The 23,832-nt window shown below is 72.4% G+C and carries 21 protein-coding genes; 16 read left to right on the plus strand and 5 right to left on the minus strand.

Annotated features, from left to right (window positions below):
* Nucleotides 1-39 precede the first annotated feature (39 nt).
* The 7 genes from sucB (at nucleotide 40) to BM076_RS13460 (ending at nucleotide 10,297) form a co-directional block, all read left to right on the plus strand.
* Nucleotides 40-1,848, plus strand: coding sequence for a 2-oxoglutarate dehydrogenase, E2 component, dihydrolipoamide succinyltransferase (gene sucB, locus BM076_RS13430; RefSeq protein WP_093713734.1), 1,809 nt, complete (start codon nucleotides 40-42; stop codon nucleotides 1,846-1,848).
* A 110-nt stretch (nucleotides 1,849-1,958) separates the two neighbouring features.
* Nucleotides 1,959-2,597, plus strand: a complete 639-nt coding sequence (locus BM076_RS13435; RefSeq protein WP_093713735.1) for a GntR family transcriptional regulator — start codon at nucleotides 1,959-1,961, stop codon at nucleotides 2,595-2,597.
* A 516-nt stretch (nucleotides 2,598-3,113) separates the two neighbouring features.
* On the plus strand, nucleotides 3,114-5,786 hold the full coding sequence (gene aceE / locus BM076_RS13440; RefSeq protein ID WP_093713736.1) for a pyruvate dehydrogenase (acetyl-transferring), homodimeric type: 2,673 nt from the start codon (nucleotides 3,114-3,116) through the stop codon (nucleotides 5,784-5,786).
* 186 nt (nucleotides 5,787-5,972) lie between these two features.
* Nucleotides 5,973-6,968 carry a GNAT family N-acetyltransferase gene (locus tag BM076_RS13445; RefSeq protein WP_093713737.1) on the plus strand — a complete coding sequence of 332 codons (996 nt, stop codon included), beginning with the start codon at nucleotides 5,973-5,975 and terminating at the stop codon, nucleotides 6,966-6,968.
* 251 nt (nucleotides 6,969-7,219) lie between these two features.
* Entirely contained in the window at nucleotides 7,220-7,732 is a 513-nt protein-coding gene (locus BM076_RS13450) for a DUF4240 domain-containing protein (protein ID WP_093713738.1), read from the plus strand.
* Nucleotides 7,733-7,850: 118 nt separating this feature from the next.
* On the plus strand, nucleotides 7,851-8,747 hold the full coding sequence (locus BM076_RS13455) for a TIGR01777 family oxidoreductase (protein ID WP_093713739.1): 897 nt from the start codon (nucleotides 7,851-7,853) through the stop codon (nucleotides 8,745-8,747).
* Nucleotides 8,748-9,043: 296 nt separating this feature from the next.
* Entirely contained in the window at nucleotides 9,044-10,297 is a 1,254-nt protein-coding gene (locus tag BM076_RS13460) for an NAD(P)/FAD-dependent oxidoreductase (protein WP_093713740.1), read from the plus strand.
* Nucleotides 10,298-10,770: 473 nt separating this feature from the next.
* Here BM076_RS13460 and BM076_RS13465 read toward each other — a convergent pair whose 3' ends face one another.
* A complete protein-coding gene (locus tag BM076_RS13465; protein WP_093713741.1) occupies nucleotides 10,771-12,267 on the minus strand; it encodes a regulator in 1,497 nt (498 codons plus the stop codon).
* Between the two features lie 259 nt (nucleotides 12,268-12,526).
* Here BM076_RS13465 and lipB point away from each other — a divergent pair, with 259 nt between their 5' ends.
* From lipB to BM076_RS13485, 4 genes are all read left to right on the plus strand, one after another.
* Nucleotides 12,527-13,360 (plus strand): lipoyl(octanoyl) transferase LipB, encoded by an 834-nt coding sequence (gene lipB, locus BM076_RS13470; RefSeq protein WP_093713742.1) that lies wholly within the window; start codon nucleotides 12,527-12,529, stop codon nucleotides 13,358-13,360.
* Between the two features lie 140 nt (nucleotides 13,361-13,500).
* Complete coding sequence (gene lipA / locus BM076_RS13475; protein ID WP_093713743.1) at nucleotides 13,501-14,478, plus strand: lipoyl synthase; 978 nt, start codon at nucleotides 13,501-13,503, stop codon at nucleotides 14,476-14,478.
* 325 nt (nucleotides 14,479-14,803) lie between these two features.
* The gene (locus BM076_RS13480) at nucleotides 14,804-15,043 is read left to right on the plus strand and encodes a hypothetical protein (RefSeq protein ID WP_245796033.1); all 240 of its coding nucleotides are present in this window, start codon (nucleotides 14,804-14,806) and stop codon (nucleotides 15,041-15,043) included.
* A gap of 31 nt (nucleotides 15,044-15,074) precedes the next feature.
* A complete protein-coding gene (locus BM076_RS13485; RefSeq protein ID WP_093713744.1) occupies nucleotides 15,075-15,764 on the plus strand; it encodes a DUF4191 domain-containing protein in 690 nt (229 codons plus the stop codon).
* A gap of 85 nt (nucleotides 15,765-15,849) precedes the next feature.
* On the opposite strand, the gene BM076_RS13490 is transcribed toward BM076_RS13485, so the two are convergent.
* Nucleotides 15,850-16,317, minus strand: a complete 468-nt coding sequence (locus tag BM076_RS13490; RefSeq protein WP_093713745.1) for an RDD family protein — start codon at nucleotides 16,315-16,317, stop codon at nucleotides 15,850-15,852.
* 200 nt (nucleotides 16,318-16,517) lie between these two features.
* Between BM076_RS13490 and glnA the strand changes: the two genes are divergently transcribed.
* Nucleotides 16,518-17,927 carry a type I glutamate--ammonia ligase gene (gene glnA / locus BM076_RS13495; RefSeq protein WP_093713746.1) on the plus strand — a complete coding sequence of 470 codons (1,410 nt, stop codon included), beginning with the start codon at nucleotides 16,518-16,520 and terminating at the stop codon, nucleotides 17,925-17,927.
* A gap of 406 nt (nucleotides 17,928-18,333) precedes the next feature.
* Here the strand turns inward: glnA and BM076_RS13500 are convergent, their stop codons facing one another.
* Nucleotides 18,334-19,125, minus strand: a complete 792-nt coding sequence (locus BM076_RS13500) for an alpha/beta hydrolase family protein (protein WP_093713967.1) — start codon at nucleotides 19,123-19,125, stop codon at nucleotides 18,334-18,336.
* Nucleotides 19,126-19,351: 226 nt separating this feature from the next.
* On the opposite strand from BM076_RS13500, the gene BM076_RS13505 reads away from it, so the two are divergent.
* From BM076_RS13505 to BM076_RS13515, 3 genes are all read left to right on the plus strand, one after another.
* Nucleotides 19,352-20,308, plus strand: a complete 957-nt coding sequence (locus BM076_RS13505) for a sigma-70 family RNA polymerase sigma factor (RefSeq protein WP_093713747.1) — start codon at nucleotides 19,352-19,354, stop codon at nucleotides 20,306-20,308.
* Between the two features lie 55 nt (nucleotides 20,309-20,363).
* Complete coding sequence (locus BM076_RS13510) at nucleotides 20,364-20,921, plus strand: dihydrofolate reductase family protein (protein WP_093713748.1); 558 nt, start codon at nucleotides 20,364-20,366, stop codon at nucleotides 20,919-20,921.
* A gap of 200 nt (nucleotides 20,922-21,121) precedes the next feature.
* Nucleotides 21,122-21,334, plus strand: a complete 213-nt coding sequence (locus tag BM076_RS13515; RefSeq protein ID WP_093713749.1) for a hypothetical protein — start codon at nucleotides 21,122-21,124, stop codon at nucleotides 21,332-21,334.
* A gap of 103 nt (nucleotides 21,335-21,437) precedes the next feature.
* Here BM076_RS13515 and BM076_RS13520 read toward each other — a convergent pair whose 3' ends face one another.
* Nucleotides 21,438-22,514, minus strand: coding sequence for a trypsin-like serine peptidase (locus BM076_RS13520; protein ID WP_093713750.1), 1,077 nt, complete (start codon nucleotides 22,512-22,514; stop codon nucleotides 21,438-21,440).
* A 311-nt stretch (nucleotides 22,515-22,825) separates the two neighbouring features.
* Nucleotides 22,826-23,260 carry a VOC family protein gene (locus BM076_RS13525; protein WP_093713751.1) on the minus strand — a complete coding sequence of 145 codons (435 nt, stop codon included), beginning with the start codon at nucleotides 23,258-23,260 and terminating at the stop codon, nucleotides 22,826-22,828.
* A gap of 45 nt (nucleotides 23,261-23,305) precedes the next feature.
* Here BM076_RS13525 and BM076_RS13530 point away from each other — a divergent pair, with 45 nt between their 5' ends.
* A complete protein-coding gene (locus BM076_RS13530) occupies nucleotides 23,306-23,824 on the plus strand; it encodes a hypothetical protein (RefSeq protein ID WP_093713752.1) in 519 nt (172 codons plus the stop codon).
* Nucleotides 23,825-23,832: the final 8 nt, after the last annotated feature.

Here is a 23,832-nt window from a genome sequence, read left to right on the forward strand (position 1 = left end):
CCACCCCATCCGCACAGATCGTTAGGAGTAACCGCAACCATGGCGGTTTCCGTAACCCTGCCGGCGCTCGGCGAGAGCGTGACCGAGGGCACCGTCACCCGCTGGCTGAAGGCCGAGGGTGAGCGCGTCGAGGCCGACGAGCCGCTGCTCGAGGTCTCGACCGACAAGGTCGACACCGAGATCCCCTCCCCCGCGTCCGGCGTGCTCGCGTCGATCAAGGTCGCCGAGGACGAGACGGTCGAGGTCGGCGCCGAGCTGGCCGTCATCGACGACGGCAGCGGCGCCCCCGCGCCCGCCGCCGCCGAGCAGGCGCCCGCCCCGGCCGCCGAGCCGACGCCGGCCCCCGCCGCTCCGGAGCCCGCCGCGGCGGCCCCCTCCACCGAGCAGGCGGCGCCCGCCCCCGCTCCGACCGCGCAGGCGGCCACCGGCGGCAGCGGCGCGAGCGGCACCGATGTGGTGCTGCCCGCGCTCGGCGAGTCCGTCACCGAGGGCACCGTCACCCGCTGGCTGAAGGCGGTCGGCGAGAGCGTCGAAGCCGACGAGCCGCTGCTGGAGGTCTCGACCGACAAGGTCGACACCGAGATCCCGTCGCCGGTGGCGGGCACGCTGCTGGAGATCCTGGTCCAGGAGGACGAGACCGCGGAGGTCGGCGCGAAGCTGGCCGTGGTCGGCGCGGCCGGTGCCGCTCCGGCCGCCGCGCCCGCCCCCGCGGCCCCGGCTCCCGCCGCGGCCCCCGAGCCGGCGGCTCCGGCACCCGCCCCGGCGGCTCCCGCTCCGGCGCCGCAGGCCCCGACGGCTCCGGCCCCGCAGCAGCAGACCGCGCCGGCGCCCGACCCGGCGCCGTCGCAGCCCGCGCCCGCCCCGGCTCCCGCGCCCGCTCCGGTGGCCCCGGCCGCCCCGGCGCCCGCCGCCACCAGCGGTGACGACGGCGCCTACGTGACCCCGCTGGTCCGCAAGCTCGCCTCGGAGAGCGGCGTGGACCTGGGCTCGGTGCGCGGCACCGGCGTCGGCGGCCGGATCCGCAAGCAGGACGTGCTCGCCGCCGCGGAGGCCGCCAAGGCCGCCGCCCCGGCGCCGCAGGCGACCGCGTCCACCGCGAAGAAGGCCCCCGCCCTGGAGGCTTCTCCGCTGCGCGGCCAGACCGTCAAGATGCCGCGGATCCGCAAGGTCATCGGCGACAACATGGTCAAGGCCCTGCACGAGCAGGCGCAGCTGTCCTCGGTCGTCGAGGTCGACGTCACCCGGATCATGCGGCTGCGCGGCCTGGCGAAGGAGTCCTTCGCCGCCCGCGAGGGCGTGAAGCTGTCCCCGATGCCGTTCTTCGTGAAGGCGGCGGCCCAGGCGCTGAAGGCCCACCCGGCCATCAACGCCCGGATCAACGTGGACGAGGGCACGATCACCTACTTCGACACCGAGAGCATCGGTATCGCGGTGGACTCCGAGAAGGGCCTGATGACCCCGGTCATCAAGCACGCCGGTGACCTCAACGTGGCGGGCATCGCCAAGGCCACGGCGGACCTGGCGGGCAAGGTCCGGTCGAACAAGATCACCCCGGACGAGCTGTCCGGCGCGACCTTCACCATCAGCAACACCGGGTCGCGCGGCGCGCTGTTCGACACGATCATCGTGCCGCCGAACCAGGTCGCGATCCTCGGCATCGGTGCCACGGTCAAGCGTCCGGCCGTCATCGAGACGGAGGAGGGCACCGTCATCGGTGTCCGCGACATGACGTACCTGACGCTCTCCTACGACCACCGCCTGGTGGACGGCGCGGACGCCGCCCGTTACCTGACGGCGGTCAAGGAGATCCTGGAAGCGGGCGAGTTCGAGGTCGAGCTGGGCCTGTAGGACCGTCCGGTACCACCACCCGTGACGGAGCCCCCGTCCCTGCCGGGACGGGGGCTCCGTCGCTTCCTGGCCGTATCGTCTATGTCACGCAAACCGTGAAGGAGTGCCCCATGGCTTCTGCCGTCGACCGGCACCTGGTCGTCCACAGCCTGCGTGAGCAGATCCGCGAGCACATCCTCGAAGGCATCGTGAGCGGGCGCTGGAAGCCGGGCGAGCGGATCGTGGAGCGCCGGATCGCGGTGGAGCTCCAGGTCAGCCAGACTCCCGTGCGGGAGGCGCTGCGGGAGCTGGAGACGCTGCGGCTGATCGAGTCCGCGCCGAACAAGGGCGTCCGCGTACGGAGTCTGACGGCAACCGATCTGCGGGAGAGCTATCCGGTGCGGGCCGGGCTCGAACAGGTCGCGGCCGAGCTGGCCGCGGAGCGGCTGGCCGCGGAGCCGGCCGCGCTCGAACGCGAGGTCGCCGCGCTGCGCGCGGCCGATGCGGCGCTCGACAGCGAGGCCCAGGTCAGGCATACGGTGGCCTTCCACCACGAGCTGGTCCGCGCGGCGGACAACGCCGTTCTCCTCCATGCCTGGGAGGCTCTCGGTATCGAGGTCTGGACGACCCTCTCCATCCGCTGGCTCAGCCCCGCGCCGCGCGCCTACGCCGCGGAGCACCAGGATCTCGTCGACGCCTTCACCCGTCGCGACCCCCGCATTTGCGCTCTCCTCAAGTCCCACGTCCTGAGCTGCGCTCCGCAAATCTAATACCCGCACCCTTGCGGAAGAGGGCGCCCCTCCTGCGGAGGGCGGTGCCTGAGTTCTCCTGCGGAGTGCGGTGAGTCAGGTCTTTTAGGGGCGCGGGGAACTGCGCGGCCCGCCCCCACCGGCCGGTGGTCGCAAAACAACAGCGTCTGCCCCGCTGGGGGCGGTCTTTCACCCGAAGCCCCGCGCGGCCTGAGCGCGCAGTTCCTCCCCCAGCTACCGCTGGGAGGTGCCCCCAGCGCCCCTAACGAACCGCACTCCGCAGGAGACCTCACGCACCCGCCGTCCGCAGGAGGGCACCCTCACCCGCGAGGGCGCGGGTTCCGTGACATCCAAGGCCGGGAAGCGCATGGCACCGCGTGCCTAAAGGCATGGCACCCCGTGCCGACTTGGAATTACCGGGCCGGAGGCCATTGATCGATCATCGATCGAAAGCGTATCGTCGTCCCCGGGGAGCAACCTGTCGTGCCGACACGCCCACTTCCCACCCACCCCGCTTCGTTCGGAAGGCGGCACCCCATGCCCGACGACGTACGACCTCGGCTGGCCGGCGGTCAGCTCGACCAGATCCCGGACCGCGACCCGGAAGAGACCAGGGAATGGCTCGCGTCGCTGGACGCGGTCACCAAGGCCGCGGGCCCGCACCGCGCCGCGTATCTGATGCGCCGCACCCTGGAGGGTGCGGGCGCCGGCGTCGGGCTGCCCTCGCTGCTGGAGACGGAGTACATCAACACGATCCCGACCTCCGCCGAGCCCGCGTACCCGGGCGACGAGGCGATCGAGGCCCGGATCACCGCCTGGAACCGGTGGAACGCCGCGGCGATGGTGACCCGCGGCAGCCGGCTGGGCCTCGGCGGCCACATCGCCACCTTCGCCTCGGCGGCCTGGCTCTACGAGACCGGCTTCCAGCACTTCTTCAAGGGCAAGGACGGCGCGGGCAGCGGCGACCAGCTCTATCTGCAGGGCCACGCCTCCCCCGGCATATACGCCCGCGCGTTCCTCGACGGGCGGCTGTCGCAGGAGCAGCTGGACCGCTTCCGCCAGGAGGCGAACGGCGACGGCCTGCCCTCGTACCCGCACCCGCGCCGGCTGCCCTGGCTGTGGGAGTTCCCCACCGTCTCGATGGGCCTCGGCCCGCTCTCCGCGATCTACCAGGCGCGCTTCAACCGCTACATGGAGCACCGCGGCATCAAGGACACCTCGGACTCCCACGTATGGGCGTTCCTCGGTGACGGCGAGATGGACGAGCCCGAGTCGACCGCCGCCCTGGCGCTGGCCGGCCGCGAGGGCCTGGACAACCTCACCTTCGTGATCAACTGCAATCTGCAGCGGCTCGACGGCCCGGTCCGCCCCAACTTCAAGATCGTGCAGGAGCTGGAGTCGCAGTTCCGCGCCGCGGGCTGGAACGTCATCAAGTCGCTGTGGGGCGCCGCCTGGGACGAGGTGCTCGCCCAGGACGTCGACGGCGCGCTGATCAAGCGGCTGCGCGAGGTCCCGGACGCGCAGTTCCAGACGTACGCCACCCGTGACGCGGCCTATCTGCGCGAGCACTTCTTCGGCGCCGACGCCTCGCTGCGCGCCATCGGCGCGCGGCTGACCGACGCCAAGCTGATCGAGCTGTTCCAGCAGTCGCGGGCCGGCCACGAGCCGCGCAAGGTCTACGCGGCCTACCGCGCCGCCGTGGAGCACAAGGGCGCGCCGACGGTGATCCTGGCGCAGACGGTCAAGGGCTGGACGCTCGGCGCCGGCTTCGAGTCGCGCAACGCCAACCACCAGATGAAGAAGCTCACGGGCGCGCAGTTCCGCACGATGCGCGACCTGCTGGAGCTGCCGATCCCGGACAGCGCGCTGGACGCGGACGTGGTCCCGTACTGGCACCCCGGCGAGAACTCGCCCGAGGTCCAGTACCTGCGCGAGCGCCGGGCCGCGCTCGGCGGCCTCGCCCCGGCCCGCAAGGTGGTCGCCAAACCGCTGCCGCTGCCGCCGGAGAAGGCGTACAAGGCGCTGGAGAAGGGCTCGGGCACGCAGGAGATCGCCACCACGATGGCGTTCGTCCGGCTGGTCAAGGACCTGATGCGGGAGAAGGAGACCGGCCGCCGCTGGGTGCCGGTCGTCCCGGACGAGGCCCGTACCTTCGGCATGGAGTCGCTGTTCCCGTCCGCGGGGCTCTACTCCCCCAAGGGCCAGACGTACGACCCGGTCGACCGTGACCAACTGCTGTATTACAAGGAGGCGAAGGACGGCCAGATCCTCAACGAGGGGATCACCGAGGCCGGTTCGCTCGCCGACTTCACCGCCGCCGCCACCGCGTACGCCACGCACGGCGAGCCGATGATCCCGTTCTACATCTTCTACTCGATGTTCGGGTTCCAGCGGACCGCCGACCAGTTCTGGGCGCTGGCCGACCAGCTCGGCCGCGGCTTCGTGATCGGCGCCACCGCGGGCCGCACCACGATGACCGGCGAGGGCCTCCAGCACGCCGACGGCCACTCGCACCTGATCGCCTCCACCAACCCGGCGGCGATCTCGTACGACCCGGCGTTCGCGTACGAGGTCGCGGTGATCGTCCGCGAGGGCCTGCGGCGGATGTACGGCCCCGACGCCGAGGATGTCTTCTACTACCTGACCGTCTACAACGAACCGAAGGTGCAGCCCGCGATGCCCGAGGGCGTCGAGGAGGGCATCCTCAAGGGCCTCTACCGCTACAGCCGGGCGCAGGCCCCGGCGGCGGACGCGGCCCGGCTGCAACTGCTGGCGTCGGGCACCGCGATCCACTGGGCGACCGAGGCGCAGCGGCTGCTGGCCGAGGAGTGGGGTGTGGCCGCCGACGTGTGGTCCGCGCCGTCCTGGACCGAGCTGCGGCGCGAGGCGCTGGAGTGCGACGCGGCGCGGCTGCGCGGCGAGGAGCGGGTGCCGTACGTGACGCGGGCGCTGGAGGGCGCACCGGGTCCGGTGGTCGCGGTCAGCGACTGGATGCGGGCCGTGCCCGACCAGATCGCGCCGTGGGTGGAGCAGGACTGGACCTCGGTGGGCACCGACGGCTTCGGTCTGTCCGACACCCGCGACGCGGCCCGCAGGCACTTCGGGGTGGACCCGCAGTCGCTGGTGGTCGCGGCGCTGGCCGCGCTCGCCCGGCGCGGCGACATCAAGCCCGAGACGGTCAAGGAGGCCGCTCAGCGGTACGGGCTGTAGGACCCCGGCACCTTCCGGAGAACCGGTACGGCCGCGCGCGGACACCCTCAGCCGCGCGCGGCCGTACCGCGTTGCGCGCCGGTACACGCCGGGGCACACCCGGGCGCGCGAAAAGGCTTTCGCACGCCCCTGTCCTGGCCGGAAAATGATTGCGGGCGGTTACAGCTACCGACTACGTTCCACCGGATGCCACCGAATCCCGCTCCCCTGACGTCGCCCACCGCCGAGGACTTCCGTGCCTGGCACCGGGTGCAGTCGGCCGCCCTGGCGCACGACCGGCCCGGCGAGCCGGTCCCGACCGCCACCGCGCTCCAGGCGGAGCTGACCACCACCAGCACCCGCAGCAGGATGCTGCTGTGGCTGGTGCGCAACGCGAACGAGGAGCCGGTGGCGACGGCCACCCTGCGACTGTTCACCGACCCGGGGCGCAGCCACCTCGCCGAGGTGAGACTGACCGTGCACCCCGCCTACCGGCGGCTCGGCACCGGCTCCCGGCTGCTGTCGACGGTGACCGAGGCCGCGGCGCAGGCGGGCTGCCGCAGCGCCGTCACCGAAGTGATGGCGGGCACACCGTACGAGGGATTTCTGGCCACCCGCGGCTTCACCGCGGTGCTGCGGCTGACCTGGCTGCGGCTCGCACTGGACGACATACCCGAGCGGATCGACAAGCTCCCCGACGTCCCGCACCCCGGCTACCGGCTGACCGGCTGGCCCGGCGTCGTGCCCGACGCGCTCGCCGAGTCCTTCGCCCGCGCCCGGCAGGGCATGGACGACATGCCGACCGGCGGGATGGACTTCGGCGAGGTCCGCTGGGACGTGGCCCGGGTCCGCGAGATCGCCGAGGTGGTGGCCCGGCGCGGCGAGCAGTTGCTGACGGTGGCCGCGGTCGCCGAACGGGACGGCGCGGTGGCCGGCTACACCGAACTGGTGGTCCCGCGGGAGGGCGGCGGCACCGCCCAGCAGTACGACACGGCGGTGCTGCCCGAGCACCGCGGCCACGGCCTCGGGCTGTGGACGAAGGCGGAGATGCTGCGCCGGGCGCGGGCGCGGTTCCCCGGGCTGACGGCCGTGCAGACCGACTGCGCCGACGACAACCGGCACATGCTCGCCGTCAACACGGCGCTCGGTTTCCGCCCGCTGCGCCGCACGGTCGAGTATCAGCTCGACCTGGCCCGTCGTTGACCCGGCCCCGGCCCGCTCCCGGCCTGCGGCGCCCACGGCCTTCGGGCCCGGCCGTCACCCGCCCGTACGACGCACCCGCGGCGTCCGTGGCGCGCCCGTACCGCGTCCGTCCGACCTCGCGCGGCGCCGCGCGCCCGGACCTCGTACAGTGGGCGCCCCGCCCCACAGGGACGGCGCGTCCGTAACGACACGGACGCATCAGGGGCACTCCGCGTGCGGGCGCGCGCGGCAACCGGGAAGCTGGACCAGTGATGGACGAGACGGAGTTCTGGGAGATCGTCGACCGGACGCGCGAGGCCGCGGACGGCGATCCCGAGGAGCATGCCGACCTGCTGATCGAGCGGCTGGCGCAGCTGGACCCGGATTCCGTGCTGGACTTCGCCCGGCACTTCGAGACCCGGTTCGTCCGGGCCTTCCGCTGGGATCTGTGGGGCGCGGCGGACATCATGCTGGGCGGCGCCGACGACGAGGCGTTCGACTTCTTCCGCTGCTGGCTGATCGGGCAGGGCCGCCATGTCTTCGAGGGCGGTCTGGCCGCCCCCGACGACCTCGCCTTCCTGGTCGCCGAATTCGACCCGGAGGCGGACGGCGACGCGGAGGACCTGGGATACGCGGCGGACGAGGCGTACGAGCAGCTCACCGGAGTGCGGCTGCCGGACCTCGAACTGCCGCAGCCGGACAGTCCGGAGGGCGAACCGCTGGACCTGGACGACGAGCGGGCGATGGCCGAGCGCTATCCGCAGCTGTGGTCCCGCTTCGGATAGTCCCGTTCGGACCTTTCTGTCCGGTTCCGGTCTTCTGCCGGCCGCTTCCGGCTCCTTACGAGTGGCCGGGCCCGGGTGGTGACGGCGTTCACCGGCCGCCTGTGGGCACAATGCCCCTATGCGTATCGCTGTCACGGGTTCGTCCGGCCTGATCGGCTCCGCTCTGTGCGACTCCCTGGCCGCCGACGGCCACGAGGTCGTCCGGCTGGTGCGGCGGGCACCCGCCGGGCCCGCCGAGGTGCGCTGGGACCCGCGGCGCGGCACCGTCGACGGCGCGGGCCTGGCGGGCTGCGAGGCGGTGGTGCACCTGGCGGGGGCGGGGATCGGCGACCGCCGCTGGACCGACGCGCGCAAGAAGGAACTGGTCGACAGCCGGGTGCTCGGCACCGGCACGATCGCGCGCGCCGCCGCGGGTCTCGACAGCCCGCCGCGGGTCCTGGTGAGCGCCAGCGCGATCGGGATCTACGGCGACACCGGGGACCGGGCCGTGGACGAGGACACCCCGCCGGGCAGCGGCTTCCTGGCCGAGCTGTGCCAGGAGTGGGAGGCGGCGGCCGACCCGGCCCGGGCGGCCGGGATCCGTACGGTGCACCCCCGTACCGGTCTGGTGGTCGCCAAGGGCGGCGGCGCGTGGGCCCGGCTCTTCCCGCTGTTCAAGGCGGGCCTGGGCGGCCGGCTCGGTGACGGGCGGCAGTTCTGGAGCTTCATCTCCCTGCACGACGAGGTGGCCGCGATCCGGTACGCGCTGGACACCGCCGAACTGTCGGGACCGGTCAATCTGACGGCGCCGGAGCCGCTGACGAACCGTGAGATCACCGCGCTGATGGGGAAGGTACTGCACCGGCCGACGGTGGCGGCGGTGCCGGAGTCCGTCCTGCGGCTGGTCCTCGGCGAGCTGGCGCAGGACGTGGTGGGCAGTCAGCGGGTGCTGCCCAAGCGGCTGTCGGAGTCCGGTTTCCGCTTCGCCTTCCCCGCGTTCGAGCAGACGGTGACGGCGGCGCTGAGCGCCGGATAGCGGCGCGCGGCGGCCGCATAGCGACCGCGCGGGCACGGTACGGGCGGCGGCCGGCCACCGGCCGCGCCGACGTGCCGAAAACCGCTGCATAAGGGCTGGAATCGGCGGGTTGCCCCGGCATCAGATGGCTTTGATGAGGGCATGACCCTTACCAGCGTTCTGCGGCACCTGGGGCGTGACGCCGGCGCGAGCGGGGACCGTACCCGACCTCGGGGAGGGGCACAGTGCTCTCACCAGCACGCCAGGGTGTCGCGAACACCGCCGGAATCGTGGATGTCGTCGTGATAGGCGCAGGGATGTCCGGGCTGTCGGCGGCGCATCATCTCGTCGCCGGCGGCCTGTCGGTCACCGTTCTGGAAGCCGCGGAACAGGTCGGCGGCCGGATGGTCACCGATGTCGTGGACGGCTTCCGGCTCGACCGGGGCGCGCATCTGCTCAACACCTCCTACCCGGAGCTGCGCCGCACTCCGGGGCTGCGCGGGCTGCCGCTCGCGCCGCTGGCGCCCGGCGCGCTGGTCAGGGTCGGCGGGCGCGGCCACCGGGTCGGCGACGCGCGCGGTCCGCGCGGCGCCCGCGGCCCGTCCCGCGCGCCGATCGCCTCCACCCTGGACCGGGCGCGGCTCGGTGCCACCCTCAACCGGCTTGCCACAACGCCGACTTCGCGGCTGGCGGCGCGTCCGGAGACGACCGCGGCGCGGGCCCTGACCGCGCGCGGCTTCGCGCCCAGAACGGTCGAGGGCTTCGTCCGGCCGCTGCTGGCCGCGCTGTTGTGCGACCCGGAGCTGCAGACCTCCAGCCGGTGCGCCGACCTGGTGCTGCGCGGCTTCGCCCGGGGGCGTACGTGTCTGCCGGCGACCGGTGCCGCCGCCGTACCGCAGCGGCTGGCCGCCGCGCTCGCGCCCGGCACGATACGGCTCGGCACCCGCGTGGAGCAGGTCGCCGTCAACTGCGTACGGACCGCCGACGGCGCCGAACTGCCCTGCCGGGCGGTGCTCGTGGCCACCGGGGCGCGGGCGGCGGCCGAACTGCTGCCGGGGCTTCGGGTGCCGTCCTTCCACGACGTGACCGTCCTCCACCACGCGGCGCCCGTCGCGCCCGTGCGCGAACCCGTCCTCGTCCTGGACGCCGACCGGCTCGGGCCCGTCTCGCACAGCCTTCCGGTCAGCGAGATCGATCCCGGGCGGGCGCCTTCCGGGCGGGCGCTGATCACCTCCGTCGTCCTCGGGCCGCCGCCCGACGGGACCGGCATCGGCGCCGGCGGCGGCGACAAGTCGGTGCGGGCGCATCTGGCCGAGCTGTACGAGACGTCCACCGACGGGTGGGAACTTCTCGGGGTCCACTACGATCCCGAGGCCGTGCCCGCGATGCCGGCGCCGCACGACTTGCGGCGTCCCGCCCGGTTGCTCGACGGGCTCTACGTCTGCGGTGCCCATCGCACCACCTCGACCCCCCAGGGCGCCCTCGTCTCCGCTCGGCGTGCTGCGCACAGCATCCTCCGCGACCTCCGCGACCGCCCTGCGGGCCGCCCCCCGTCCGAGGAGGCCGCCTGATCTCCCGCGGAGTGCGGTCCCCGATGTCCTTCAGGGCGCCACCCCTGTCCGGCTCCCCTACGGGCGACAGTGCCCGATGTCCCGGCCCGCCAGGGCCGCGGCCCTGTACCCGCACCTCGCGGAGGGTGCCCGATGTCTTTCAGGGGCGCCGCCCCCTGTCCGGCTCCCCTACGGGCGACGGTGCCCGATGTCTTTAGGGGCGCGGGGAACTGCGCGGCCCGCGCCCACCGGGCCGGTGGTCGCGAAACAGCCAGCATCTGCACCGCTGGGGGCGGTCTTTCACCAGCAGCCCCGCGTGGGCTGAGCGCGCAGTTCCCCGCGCCCCTAAAGACATGACTCCCGCACTCCGCAGGAGATCAGGCACCCCCGGCAAGGGATCACGAACCGCCTTCCGCAGGAGGCATCCGGCACCCCGCGCCCGGAGGAGCACCGTCCTCCGGGGGGAGGCGTCGGGCGCCCCCTTGCGAAGGGGGTTACGGGGGCGTGAGGCCCAGGGCGAGGGCGCGGTCGTGGAAAGCCCGTACGGACGCGGCATCGCGATAAGGCTCAAGGCGCCGCCCGAGGTCACGGACGTACTCGACGGCGCGAGCCGACCGCATCTCGACAGCCTGCTGCATCACCTCGATCCCGAGCGAACAGGCGACATCGACCTCGCCGAGCCCGAGCCGGGCGCAGGCGAGGACGGTGCGGCAGAAGAGCCGCGAACGGGCGTACCCGGCGGCCCGCAACTGAAGCGACCGCTCGGCGTGCTGCGCAGCAGCCCGGTGCTGCTGAAGGTCCCGGTGACAGTGCCCGAACTCGTCGGCAAGCTGCGCCTCGTCGAAGAACCGCGCCCACGAGGGCACCTCGTCCCCCGGCCGCGCGGCCCCGAGCGACCGCTCGGCCCGGGCGAGCGCCGCGGAACACGCCCGGATCTCCCCGAGCAGCCCGTGCCCGCGCGCCTCCGCGCTGTGCAGCAGCGCCTGGACGGCGGCCGGCGCCCCGGAGCCGACGCCCTGCTGGGCGACCCGGGCGAGCTGCACGGCCTCGCGGCCGTGCCCGAGGAAGACCGCCTGCCGGCTCATCGTGACCAGCACATAGCCGCCGTAGACCCGGTCGCCCGCGGCCTGCGCGAGCCGCAGCGCCTGCACGAAATAGCGCTGCGCCAGCCCGTGCGCGCCGATGTCGTACGACGTCCACCCGGCGAGCCGGGTGAGGTCGGCGACGGAGGCGAACAGCCGGCGGCCGAGCGCCTCCCCGTAGCTGCCGCGCAGCATCGGCTCGGCCTCGTGCTCCAGGTAGCGGACCAGTGCCTGCCGCGCGTGCCCGCCGCCGTACGCGTGGTCAAGACCGCGGAAGAGGTCGCCGACGGCGCGCAGCGCGGCGACGTCCCCGGCGCCCACCTTGGCGGGCGCCGACCCCGGCCGTCCGCCGCCCGCGCCCCCGGGCGGACCCGTGACCGTACGGCCGCGGCTCTGCGCGGGCACCCGGGCCGCCACGGCCGCGGCCGTGACCCCGGCCTCCGCGGCGCGCGCCACCTTCTCGTCGGCGCGCCCGATCAGCCAGTCCCGGCTGGGCACCACGAGCCCGGCCGGGGTGAAGGCGATCTTCCGCAGCTCCGCCTGATTCCCGGTGTCCTTGCGCCACAGCCCGCTGACGATGTCCACCGCCTCCCCCGGCGACCCGGCGAACTCCAGTCCCGCGTAGACGGGCGCGCACGCATCGAGCCCGAGGTCCTGCGCGGACAGCCGCCGCCCGAGCCGCTGGGTGAACACCTCGGCGATGAGGGCGGGTGTGGTGCCGCGCGGCTGCTGGCCGCGCAGCCAGCGCGTCACGGAGGTCTTGTCGTACCGCAGGTCCAGGCCGTGCTCTATGCCGAGCTGGTCGACCCGGCGGGCGAGTCCGGCGTTGGAGAAGCCTGCCTCCGCGATCAGCGAGGCGAGCCTGCTGTTGGGACGGGTCGGGGTTCGCTGCGTGGAACGGTCCGTCATCGGCAGTGCGGTCCACTTCCTGGGGAGGTCTCCGGAACGGCGCGAATGTAACGGTCAGTGCCGGGAAGCTCACCGTAGGACCTCGTTATTCGCCCGAATGGGCGATAACGACCCTCAACGATCGGCAAACCGTCCTCATCGCCTCAAGTCACCGTGGTAAGGCGACGGCCGCTCGCCGGTACGACGGGCCGCCGCCGTACAGTGGCTGGGGCGTGCATCGAGCCGTCGGAGCAGCGGAGCAGGACGTGGAGGAGTCGTCATGGCGTTGCCGCAGGACGTCGTACCGGCGAGCGGGCAGGCCGACGGACGGGCGGGCGGGCTGCGCTTCGTCCACCTCGGGTTCGGGGCCGACGCGGTGGAGTACACGCGGGCCTGGCAGGAGCAGCGCCAGGTGCACGCGGCGCGCGTCGAGGGAGAGATCCCGGACACCTGCCTGCTGCTCGAGCACCCGCCCGTCTACACCGCGGGGCGGCGCACCGAGGACAGCGAGCGCCCGCTGGACGGCACCCCGGTGGTGGACGTGGACCGCGGCGGCAAGATCACCTGGCACGGCCCGGGCCAGCTCGTCGGCTACCCGATCCTGCGGCTGCCGCAGCCGGTCGACGTCGTCGCGCACGTACGGCGGCTGGAGGAGGCCCTGATCCGCACCTGTGCGGACTTCGGCCTGGAGACCACCCGGGTCGAGGGCCGCAGCGGCGTGTGGGTGCTGGGCGACCCGGTGGCGGAGCGCCCCGCGCTCGGCGGCCTGACCCTGGACCTGGACCCGCGGGTGGACAACGCCGAGTTCGACGCGCGGCTGAGCGGCCCCGAGTACGCGCCCTCCAACGCCGGACAGCGCGGCGAGGACCGCAAGCTGGCCGCGATCGGCATCCGCGTCGCCAAGGGCGTGACGATGCACGGCTTCTCGCTGAACTGCGACCCGGACAACACCTGGTTCGACCGGATCGTGCCGTGCGGCATCCGCGACGCGGGCGTGACCTCACTCTCCAACGAACTGGGCCGCGACATCACCGTCGCCGAGGTGCTGCCGGTGGTCGAGAAGCACCTCACCGACGTCCTGACCTCCGCCGTACCGCTGCCGCACGCCGTGTGACAGCCGTATCGCCGTACAGCCGTACGGAACCGGCGTTCATCGTGAGCCCGCGAATGCCGGTCTGGGAATGCGGGGGCGTACCCTGGCGTTCACATAAGAATTGAAGCCGCAGGCAGAATCTCAGCTTTAGGGAGCCGGTCGTGTCCGCAGTCGCACCCGACGGACGCAAGATGCTGCGCCTGGAGGTCCGCAACAGCCAGACCCCCATCGAGCGCAAGCCCGAGTGGATCAAGACCCGCGCCAAGATGGGCCCCGAGTACACGCAGATGCAGAAACTCGTCAAGAGCGAGGGCCTGCACACGGTGTGTCAGGAGGCCGGCTGTCCCAACATCTACGAGTGCTGGGAGGACCGCGAGGCGACCTTCCTCATCGGCGGCGACCAGTGCACCCGGCGCTGCGACTTCTGCCAGATCGACACCGGCAAGCCGCAGGCGCTGGACCGCGACGAGCCGCGCCGCGTCGGCGAGTCCGTGGTCACGATGGACCTGAACTACGCCACGATCACCGGCGTCGCCCGCGACGACCTGGAGGACGGCGGCGCCTGGCTGTACGCCGAGACCGTCCGGCAGATTCACGCCATGACGGCGGAGCGCGAGGGCGGCCACACCAAGGTCGAGCTGCTCATCCCCGACTTCAACGCCGAGCCCGCGCAGCTCGCCGAGGTCTTCGGCTCCCGCCCCGAGGTGCTGGCGCACAACGTCGAGACGGTGCCGCGGATCTTCAAGCGGATCCGCCCCGGCTTCCGCTACGAGCGCTCGCTCGAGGTGATCACCCGGGCCCGCGAGGCCGGCCTGGTCACCAAGTCCAACCTGATCCTGGGGATGGGCGAGGAGCGCGAGGAGATCAGCCAGGCGCTGCACGACCTGCACGACGCGGGCTGCGAGCTGATCACCATCACGCAGTATCTGCGGCCGTCCGTACGGCACCACCCGGTGGAGCGCTGGGTGAAGCCCGCGGAGTTCGTGGAGCTGAAGGAGGAGGCCGAGGAGATCGGCTACGCGGGTGTGATGTCCGGGCCGCTGGTCCGCTCGTCGTACCGCGCCGGGCGGCTCTTCCAGCAGGCGGTCGACAAGCGGCTGCGGGAGGGCGAGCGGCTCGCGGTGGCCCCCGCCGTATGACCGTGCCGGCCCGCTCTGTCCGGGCCGCCGGATGACCGCCTCGGCCCGCTCCGTACGGGCCGCCGTGTGAGTCCCCTCACCACTGACGACGCCCCGCCGGGCGAGTGACCTGGCGGGGCGCCGTGCTGCCGGACTGAGGCTTTCATGCGAGATTGACCGAGTGGTCACCGGCTGGTAACACATTGTGGCGAGCCTGGTGTCACGCAATCGCTCGACCCGTACGGCCCGCCCCCGTACGACCCCGCAGTTCCCGTACTCCCTGCATTCCCCGCATTCTCCGCACATCCCGCACTCCCCAGCTCTCAGCCGCTACGAGGGGGACGCCATGACGTCCGAGTCCGTGCACATCGCCGCCGCCACGCACCTGCGTGCCGCGCACCTCCGCCCGCGCCGGGCGCTGCGCGCCGTGGAGTCGTTCCTGCTGAGCGGGGGCCAGCAGACGGCCCGCCGCAACGCCTGGGCGGCCGTCGTCGAGGACCGGCGCAGGGCCCGGGACCGGCGCGAGGCGCAGTACGAGATGGACGCCCTGGTGAGTGCCGCACGAGGAAGCGCCCTGAACGACTGACGGGGCACCCCCCTCGCGTATCCTGAGCGGCATGGCGAGGAAGGAAACACCCGAGAACCCCGAGAATTCTGGGCGACTGAAGCAGATCGCTCAGACCTACAAGATGACCAGGCAGGCCGACCCCAAGGTCGGGCTTGTCATTACGGCTGTGGGAATCGTCACCTTCGGTGTCATCCTCGCCCTCGGCTTCTTGATCGGTCACCCCATTTACGCGGCCATCCTTGGCTTCCTGCTGGCCTTCCTGGCGATGGCGATCGTCTTCGGCCGCCGGGCCGAGAAGGCGGCGTTCGGACAGCTGGAAGGCAAGCCCGGTGCCGCGGCGGCCGTGCTGCAGAACGTCGGGCGCGGCTGGACGGTGACCCCGGCGGTCGCGATGAACAAGTCCCAGGACGTCGTGCACCGCGCGGTCAGCAAGGCCGGCGTCGTGCTGATCGGCGAGGGCAACCCGAACCGGGTGAAGGGCCTGCTGGCCGCCGAGAAGAAGAAGGTCAACCGGGTCGTCTACGACGTGCCGGTGCACGACTTCATCATCGGTACCGGCGAGGGCGAGCTGCCGCTGAAGAAGGTGCGCACGACGCTGCTGAAGCTGCCGCGCGTCCTGCCGGGCCCGAAGGCCACCGAGGTCAACGACCGGCTGCGGGCGCTGGGCGACTTGATGAGCAACATGCCGATCCCGAAGGGGCCGATGCCCAAGGGCATGCGGATGCCGAAGGGCCGCTAGGCGCTCGGCCGGCACGCGGGAAGGGGTTCGGGGACCGCGGTCCCCGGGCCCCTTTTCGTATGCCGTGCTTCCCGTGTGCCGTGCCTCAGATCCGTACCTGTACGGACTTGGCGGCCTTGTCGTGCAGGCCGCGGGTGTCGCGGTCCCAGATGACGGCGGGCAGGACGAGCAGCAGCAGCACCGTACGGATGACAACGGCGAGCGGGCCGAGGCGGCCACCGTCCAGCCGTACGACGCGCAGGCCCATGATCCGCTTGCCCGGTGTACTCCCGACGGTCGCCAGCGTCAGGAGACTGACGACACCGAAGACGACGAGTGTCCACGTATTGGACTTGGCCGCGTCACGGTGTGCGATCAAGCCGTATGCGATCACCAGGCAGAGGAACCAGTCGATGAAAATCGCGACGACCCGGCGGCCGATCGTCGCGATGGAGCCCGGGCCCTGCTCGGGCAGACCCAGCCGCTGTCCCCGGTAGCCGAACTCCACGCCCATCTGCTCGGCGGCGGCGCCAGGCCCCGACAGCCACGATCCGATTGCATCCCTGTTGTCCACCCGACCACGGTAACCCGCGGCCCGTGTCCCCCGTACGGCGCGGTCGCCGGCCGCCCCGACCTCGCGGTTAACGCCTCGGAAACAAATGGGTCATGCTGGAGAAATCCCTGATCCCTATGGTCGTGGCAGAGTGCGCCACCGCACTGGCGCGCCTCGAAGCTGTCGACCCGTCCCGCGGGGCCGGGCCTAGGAGGAGTTGGATGTTCCAGAACGCCGACGACGTCAATCGGTTCATCACGGACGAGGACGTCAAGTTCGTCGACGTCCGGTTCTGTGACCTGCCCGGCGTCATGCAGCACTTCACGGTCCCGGTCTCGACGTTCGACCCGACCGAGGAGCTGGCCTTCGACGGCTCCTCGATCCGCGGCTTCCAGGCCATCCACGAGTCGGACATGGCGCTGCGCGCCGACCTCTCGACGGCCCGCGTCGACCCGTTCCGCAAGGACAAGACGCTCAACATCAACTTCTTCATCCACGACCCGATCACCGGCGAGCAGTACAGCCGTGACCCGCGGAACGTGGCGAAGAAGGCCGAGGCGTACCTCGCCTCCACCGGTATCGCGGACACCGCGTACTTCGGTCCCGAGGCCGAGTTCTACGTCTTCGACAGCGTGCGCTTCCAGACGTCCTCGAACGAGTCCTTCTACCACATCGACTCCGAGGCCGCCGCCTGGAACACCGGCGCCACCGAGGACAACCGCGGCTACAAGGTCCGCTACAAGGGCGGCTACTTCCCGGCCCCGCCGGTCGACCACTTCGCCGACCTGCGCGCCGAGATCTCCCTCCAGCTGGAGGCGTCGGGCCTCCAGGTCGAGCGCCAGCACCACGAGGTCGGCACCGCCGGCCAGGCGGAGATCAACTACAAGTTCAACACGCTGCTCGCCGCCGCCGACGACCTGATGCTCTTCAAGTACATCGTGAAGAACGTCGCCTGGCGCAACGGCAAGACCGCGACCTTCATGCCCAAGCCGATCTTCGGTGACAACGGCTCCGGCATGCACGTCCACCAGTCCCTGTGGCAGGGCGGCACCCCGCTCTTCTACGACGAGCAGGGCTACGCGGGCCTGTCGGACACCGCCCGCTACTACATCGGCGGCATCCTCAAGCACGCCCCGTCGCTGCTGGCCTTCACCAACCCGACGGTGAACTCCTACCACCGCCTGGTCCCCGGCTTCGAGGCCCCGGTCAACCTGGTCTACTCCCAGCGCAACCGCTCCGCCGCGATGCGCATCCCGATCACGGGCTCCAACCCCAAGGCCAAGCGCGTCGAATTCCGCGCCCCTGACCCGTCCTCGAACCCCTACCTCGCCTTCTCCGCCCTCCTCCTGGCGGGCCTCGACGGCGTCAAGAACAAGATCGAGCCGGCCGAGCCGATCGACAAGGACCTCTACGAGCTCGCCCCCGAGGAGCACGCGGGCGTCCCCCAGGTCCCCACCTCCCTCCCCGCCGTCCTCGACGCCCTCGAGGCCGACAACGAATACCTCCAGGCCGGCGGCGTCTTCACCGCCGACCTGATCGAAACCTGGATCGACTACAAGCGCACGAACGAAATCGCCCCGATCCAGCTCCGCCCGCACCCGCACGAGTTCGAGCTCTACTTCGACATCTAAAACGGGGGTGCCGCACATCTGCGGCAATCGCCTTTGGATGCCACGTAGCTGACGTTACGTCAGAGAACAGGGTCCACCCGGAGCCCTGCCACCCTCACGGAGGGCGGCAGGGCTCCGGCGTGCGCAAAGGGGCTGCCCCGCACTCGACGCTTGCTCAACGCGGCGGAGGTTGTTCGATCGTGCCGCCCCGATGAGGGGTGGGGATGTAGCCCTTCGCCCCGGGCGCACAACGTACGCATCCACTCGGCGGCGATGATCCTCCGCAAGCCCATGCTGTGGCCGGCCACGTACGTGAAGGGCCGTGCGTGAACCATGAGCCGTGAGCAGAAAGGCCGTGAAGCCGGAAGGCCGTGAGCTCGGTGCCGGGCGCGGCGGAGCGGACTGCTCCGGGGAGTTGCCCCGGGGGTTACGTCACCGGTCGCTTCAGATGCCGTTCGAAGAACCGGGCCGCGGCCTCGCCCGCGTGGGGTGGGACGCCGGTGTGGCCGCCCATGTTGGCCTCCAGGGTCTTCTCCGGGCTGCCGAAGGCGTCGAACAGGTCGAGTGCCGCCTGCCGGTCGTTGCCCTCGTCGTCCCATTGCAGCAGGACGTGCAGCGGGATGGTGACGCGGCGGGCCTCGTCGAGGATGGTGCGGGGGACGAAGCTTCCGGCGAACAGGCCGGCGGCCACGATGCGCGGTTCGGTCACCGCGAGGCGGACGCCGATGGAGATCACTCCCCCGGAGTAGCCGACCGGGCCGCCGATGCCGGGCAGCGCGAGCAGGGCGTCGAGGGTGGCCCGCCACTCCGGGACCCCCTGCTCGACCAGCGGGAGGATCAGGGCGTCGATGACGTCCGCGCCGACCGGGCCGCCGGCCTGGAGCGCCTGGCGCACATCGGCCCTGGCCTGCTGGACGACGGGCAGCGGGGGCCGGTCGCCGGTACCGGGAAGCTCGATCGTGGCGGTGGCGAAGCCTTCGGCGGCGGAATGCCGGGCCCGTCCCACCAGCCGGGGGTACATCCTGCGCAGCCCGCCGGGGTGGCCGAGCAGGATCAGCGGCGCCGGGGGTACGGCGTCGGACGCCGGCGTCCAAAGAATGCCGGGGATGCCGGAGGTGTCAGGGGTGCCGGACGCATCAGGAGTGCCGGAACTGCCGCCGAGGACGAATTCGCGTTCGAGGACGCCGTCGTCGAGGCGCTGCTCCGCCGTGAACCGCAGCGCGGGAGTGACGTGCATGGTCGTGCCTTTCGGGAGTGCGCGTGAAGGCGCTCCCGGACGACCTACCGTCCGACCGTGACCCCGGAGGGAAGCACCCATGTCGATACGTTCACGGGTACCACCTCCTCTGTCTCTCGCACGGCCACCGGCAAGGTAGCAGCGCCCGCGGAGCCGCGCCAAACCGTTTTCCCGACCCGCCGGCGGACCCGTACGCCATGATGGGCCCGTGGATTTCGAGCCGTACCGGGGCGAGCTGGTGACGTACTGCTACCGGATGCTGGGCTCGTTCCACGAGGCCGAGGACATGGTGCAGGAGACGATGCTGCGCGCCTGGAAGGCCCGCGAGCGGTACGACGCCACGCGCGCGTCGGTACGGACCTGGCTGTACCGGATCGCGACGAACGCGTGCCTGACCGCCCTCGAAGGGCGGGCCCGGCGACCGCTGCCGTCCGGGCTCGGCGCGCCGAGCGAGGATCCCGGGGCACCGCTCACCCCGGCCCTCGACATCCCGTGGCTGCAGCCCTTCCCCGACGCGCGGTGCGACACCGAGGTACGGGCCGACCTGCGGCTGGCGCTGGTGGCGGCGATGCAGGTGCTGCCGCCGCGGCAGCGGGCCGTGCTGGTCCTCCGCGAGGTGCTGGAATTCTCCGCCGCCGAGGTCTCGGAGCAGCTCGGGACGACGGTCCCGGCCGTCAACAGCGCGCTGCAACGCGCCCGGGCCGCGTTGGCCGACGCGGGGGTCGGCGGGGCGGCGGACGTCGACGAGCCGGACGACCCCGGCGTACGCGCGGTGGTACGGCGGTACGCGCGCGCCTTCGAGGCCGCCGACGTGCCCGGGCTCGTCCGGCTGCTCACCGACGACGCGGTACTGGAGATGCCGCCGGTGCCGCTGTGGTACCGGGGCAGCCGCGACTACGGCCTGTTCATGGACCGGGTGTTCCGGATGCGCGGCAGCGGCTGGGCCACGACGCCGCTCACCGCCAACGGCCAGCCCGCGTTCGCCGCGTACGCGCCGGAGCCGGACGGCGGCCTCGGCCTGCACACGCTCCAGGTCCTCACGGTGGCCGGCGGCCGGATCGCGCGCAATACGGTCTTCGCCGATCCGCGCGTGTTCGGGGCGTTCGGCCTTCCCCCGCGGATTTCCTCGCGGATTTCCCCCGCGGATTCCCGCCGGGCGCGATGAGTCCGGGCGGTGCCGCCGGTATGTACCGGTGAGCACCGACCGGAAGGAACCTCTCATGAGCGTCGTCGTCATCGAATTCATCACCCTGGACGGGATCGTGTCCGACCCGGACGGCTCCGGCGGCACCCCGGCCGGCGGCTGGGCGTTCCGTTACGGCCCCGAGGCCGTCGCCGGGGACAAATTCCGCCTCGGCGGCACGCTGGACAACGGGGTCATGCTGCTGGGCCGCACGACCTGGCAGCTGTTCTCGCGCCTGTGGCCCGGACGGGACGACCCGTTCTCCGCCCGGATGAACGCCGTGCCCAAGCTGGTCGCGTCCCGCACCGTCACCGACGCCTCGGCGTGGGCGAATTCGCGGGTCCTGGACGGCGGTCTCGTCGACGCCGTACGGCGCGAGCGGCGCGATGTGGTCGTGACCGGCAGCCTGAGCGTCGTCCACGCGCTGGCGGCCGAGGATCTGATCGACGAATACCGCCTGCTGACCTTCCCCACCGTCCTCGGCACCGGCCGGCGGCTCTTCCCCGAGGGGGCTCCGCGCGCCGACCTGGAGTGCGTATCGGCCGAGCGGGTCGGCGCGGCCGTCCTCAGCGTGTACCGGCGGGCGGCCCGCTGAGGGCGGGCCATTGGTCGAGCCATTGGGAGCGGGTCGCTGAAGGCCGGGCGGTCGCCCGGGATCAGGTCCCCGGTCGTGCCGGGGGCGTGGATGCGGTGGGGCGCGGATGCGAGCAGGCCGCAGGTCGGGGATCTTCCGCCGACCGGGCCGGTCGGCGGAAGATCCCCGGATATCGGGGGCCGGGGCGGCAGACTGGGGGCATGTCCTCACCCCGTCGTCGCTGCCCGCGGTGCGGGCGGGAGATCGCGGTCGTGGCGGGCCGCATCGCCCGCCACGACCCGCCCGCCGGTATGGGGAACGCCGGCCTCGTGTCCTGCCCGGGCTCCAAGGCCACCGTCGGCGCCGGCGCGGCGCAGCGGGCCCTCGACGGCTATGTCGTACCGGACTTTCCCGGTCAACTGCCGCTGTTCTGAGCATTGTTGACGGTACGTCATGGTGGAGCCGCCCGCCGGGGACGGGGCGGGCGGACGGCCCCACCGTCAGCCGTAGAGCTGAAGTGCCGTAGGCAGTACGGCCTTACGCCCCGGCCTGCTGGTACAGGCTCAGCGCCTCGTTCCCGAGATACGGGTGGTATTCGTTACTGCCCGCGCTCACGCTGATGTTGCCGACGAGATAGCCACCACCGCCGGAGGCGTTGAAGTTGGAGAGGAAGCCGCCGCCGCTGGAGCCGCCGGTCTGCACGCAGTCGATGCCCCACATCGTGGAGCCGGCCCGGCCCGCGTCGGGGAATTCCGTGCCCGTGCAGTAGTTGAGCCGCTCGCCGCCGCCCTCGGCCGCCGAACCGCCGTAGCCGAAGGAGTACACGAACTGGCCGGTGGGCGAGTTGAAGGCGATGCCCTCGGCGCCGACGGTGTCGACGAGCGTCCTGCCGTTCAGCGGCGCGACCCGCGCGAAGGCGAAGTCGTAGTTGGCGTTGCCGCCCGTGGACACGTACTGGCCGTCGTGGAAGAGGGTCTGCGCGGTGAAGGTGCCGAAGGGCCGGTTGCCGTTGCCGTAGCCGGGGATGAAGACCCAGTTGCGGTAGACCTCGCCGGTGCCGGCGTTGACCACGCAGTGGCCCGCGGTGAGCACGACCGACTTGTTGTTGCTGTTGGCCACGGTGGCGGAGCAGGCGAAGGTGCCGCCGGACGCGTTCTGGAAGAAGACCTTGCCCGCGGTCGTGGCGATCAGGCCGCCGCCGTTCCACGCGCCGGGGGACGACACGGCGGGCGCCGCCGAAGTCCCGTTCGCCGTACGGGAGGTGGCCGCCGCGGGACCGAGGGCGGGCGGCACCAGGACGGGGTGCTGCCCCGCCGTGGCGGCCGGCGCCGTACGGGGCGGCGCCGCGCCGTCCGGCACGGCGAGCGAGGTCACGTCCCGCGCGGCACGCAGCCGCTGCGGCGTCCAGAAGCGCAGCGCCGCGTCCTGGGCCGCGGCGGAGACCTTGGTGGCCGAGGCGTGACCGGCCGAGACGTGTGCGGCCGAGGCGTGACCGGCCGAGGCGTGCGCGGCGTCCGGCGCCGCGGCCAGTGCCGGGGCGGCACAGGCCAGGGCCAGGGCCAGCGCCGTGGTCAGCGCGGCGGCCAGACCGGTGGTCGTACGTCGTACGTGCATGGAGCGCTCCTCGTCATGGGGGTTGGAGGGCATGCGGAACCAGGCCGGGCGACGCTCGTTTGACAACGTTGCCAATGAGCGGCCAGGGCCTGAGTAGCCGTCAATCCAGGCTGGCACCACGGCAGTTGACTGTCCATGCTCAAACACAAAAACACATATGCGCGCGGGCAGGAGACGGTGACCGTGCGCCGCACGCCGGGGAGCGGCCAGGAGCAGGCGTCGGTGCGGCGGGCGGGCAGCACGCGCTCCCCGACCCGTGGTCGCGCGGCGACCGCCGCACCATCCAGGGGCCCGAACCCGTCACTTCCGGGTCAGTCGAGGCAGAATTCGTTGCCCTCGACGTCCTGCATCACGATGCACGACTCGTTCTCCTCGTCCGCGAGCAGCACGCGCTGCTGCGTCGCGCCGAGCGCGGCCAGCCGGGCGCTCTCGGCTTCCAGCACTGCCAGGCGCTCCGCGCCCACCAGGCCGGTGCCGACCCGGACGTCGAGGTGCAGGCGGTTCTTGACCACCTTGCCCTCGGGCACCCGCTGGAAGTACAGCCGCGGCCCCTCCCCCGTGGGATCGGTGCACGCGAACCAGGTGTCCCGCTCCGCCTCGGGCAGGCCGCTGTTGTACGCGTCCCAGCTGTCGAAGCCGTCCGGCGGCGCCGGCGGCTCGTACCCGAGCACCTCGCACCAGAAACGGGCGACCCGCTCGGGCCGCGCACAGTCGAAGGTGACCTGGAACTTCTTGATCGACGGCATCGGCGCACCATAGCAGGGGGGCCGCGGCGGCGGGACAATCGCGGCATGACGGATTCGGCGGGGGAATCGGCGGGGGCGGCGGACAGGTTCTGGGAGAAGTGCGTCGCGTACGGCGACGCGGTGTTCGACGTCCACGACCAGGTGGCGTGGCAGCGGGACCGCAGGACGGAGATGTACGAGGGGTGGCGGATGACCGCCCCCATGGCGGACCGGCTGAGCCGGACGCTGCTGGCGCTGCGCCTGTACGCGCTGTCCCTCGACGACGCCGCCGCCGGACGGCCGCTCGGCGAGGGCGGGTTGGCGGAGGTCACCCTCGCGCGGGCGGTCGCGGAACGGCCGTGGCCGTACGAACTCTTCGCCGGTCTCGACGCGTTGACGCCGGACGCCCCACGGGCCGCCGACGTGAACACGCTCAGGCTGCTCACCTACGACGAAGTCGGCCGCGGCGCCCACACGTTGGCCCGGCTCGACGCGGGGATCCGCACGGTGACCGGCCGGCTCACGGAGCGGTACCGGAATCCCGGTCTGACGCTCCGTGAGGTGCGGCGGGTGCTGGGCGGCTGAGTGCCGGG

Origin of the sequence: Actinacidiphila alni, assembly GCF_900112845.1 — a bacterium.
GTDB lineage: Bacteria > Actinomycetota > Actinomycetes > Streptomycetales > Streptomycetaceae > Actinacidiphila > Actinacidiphila alni.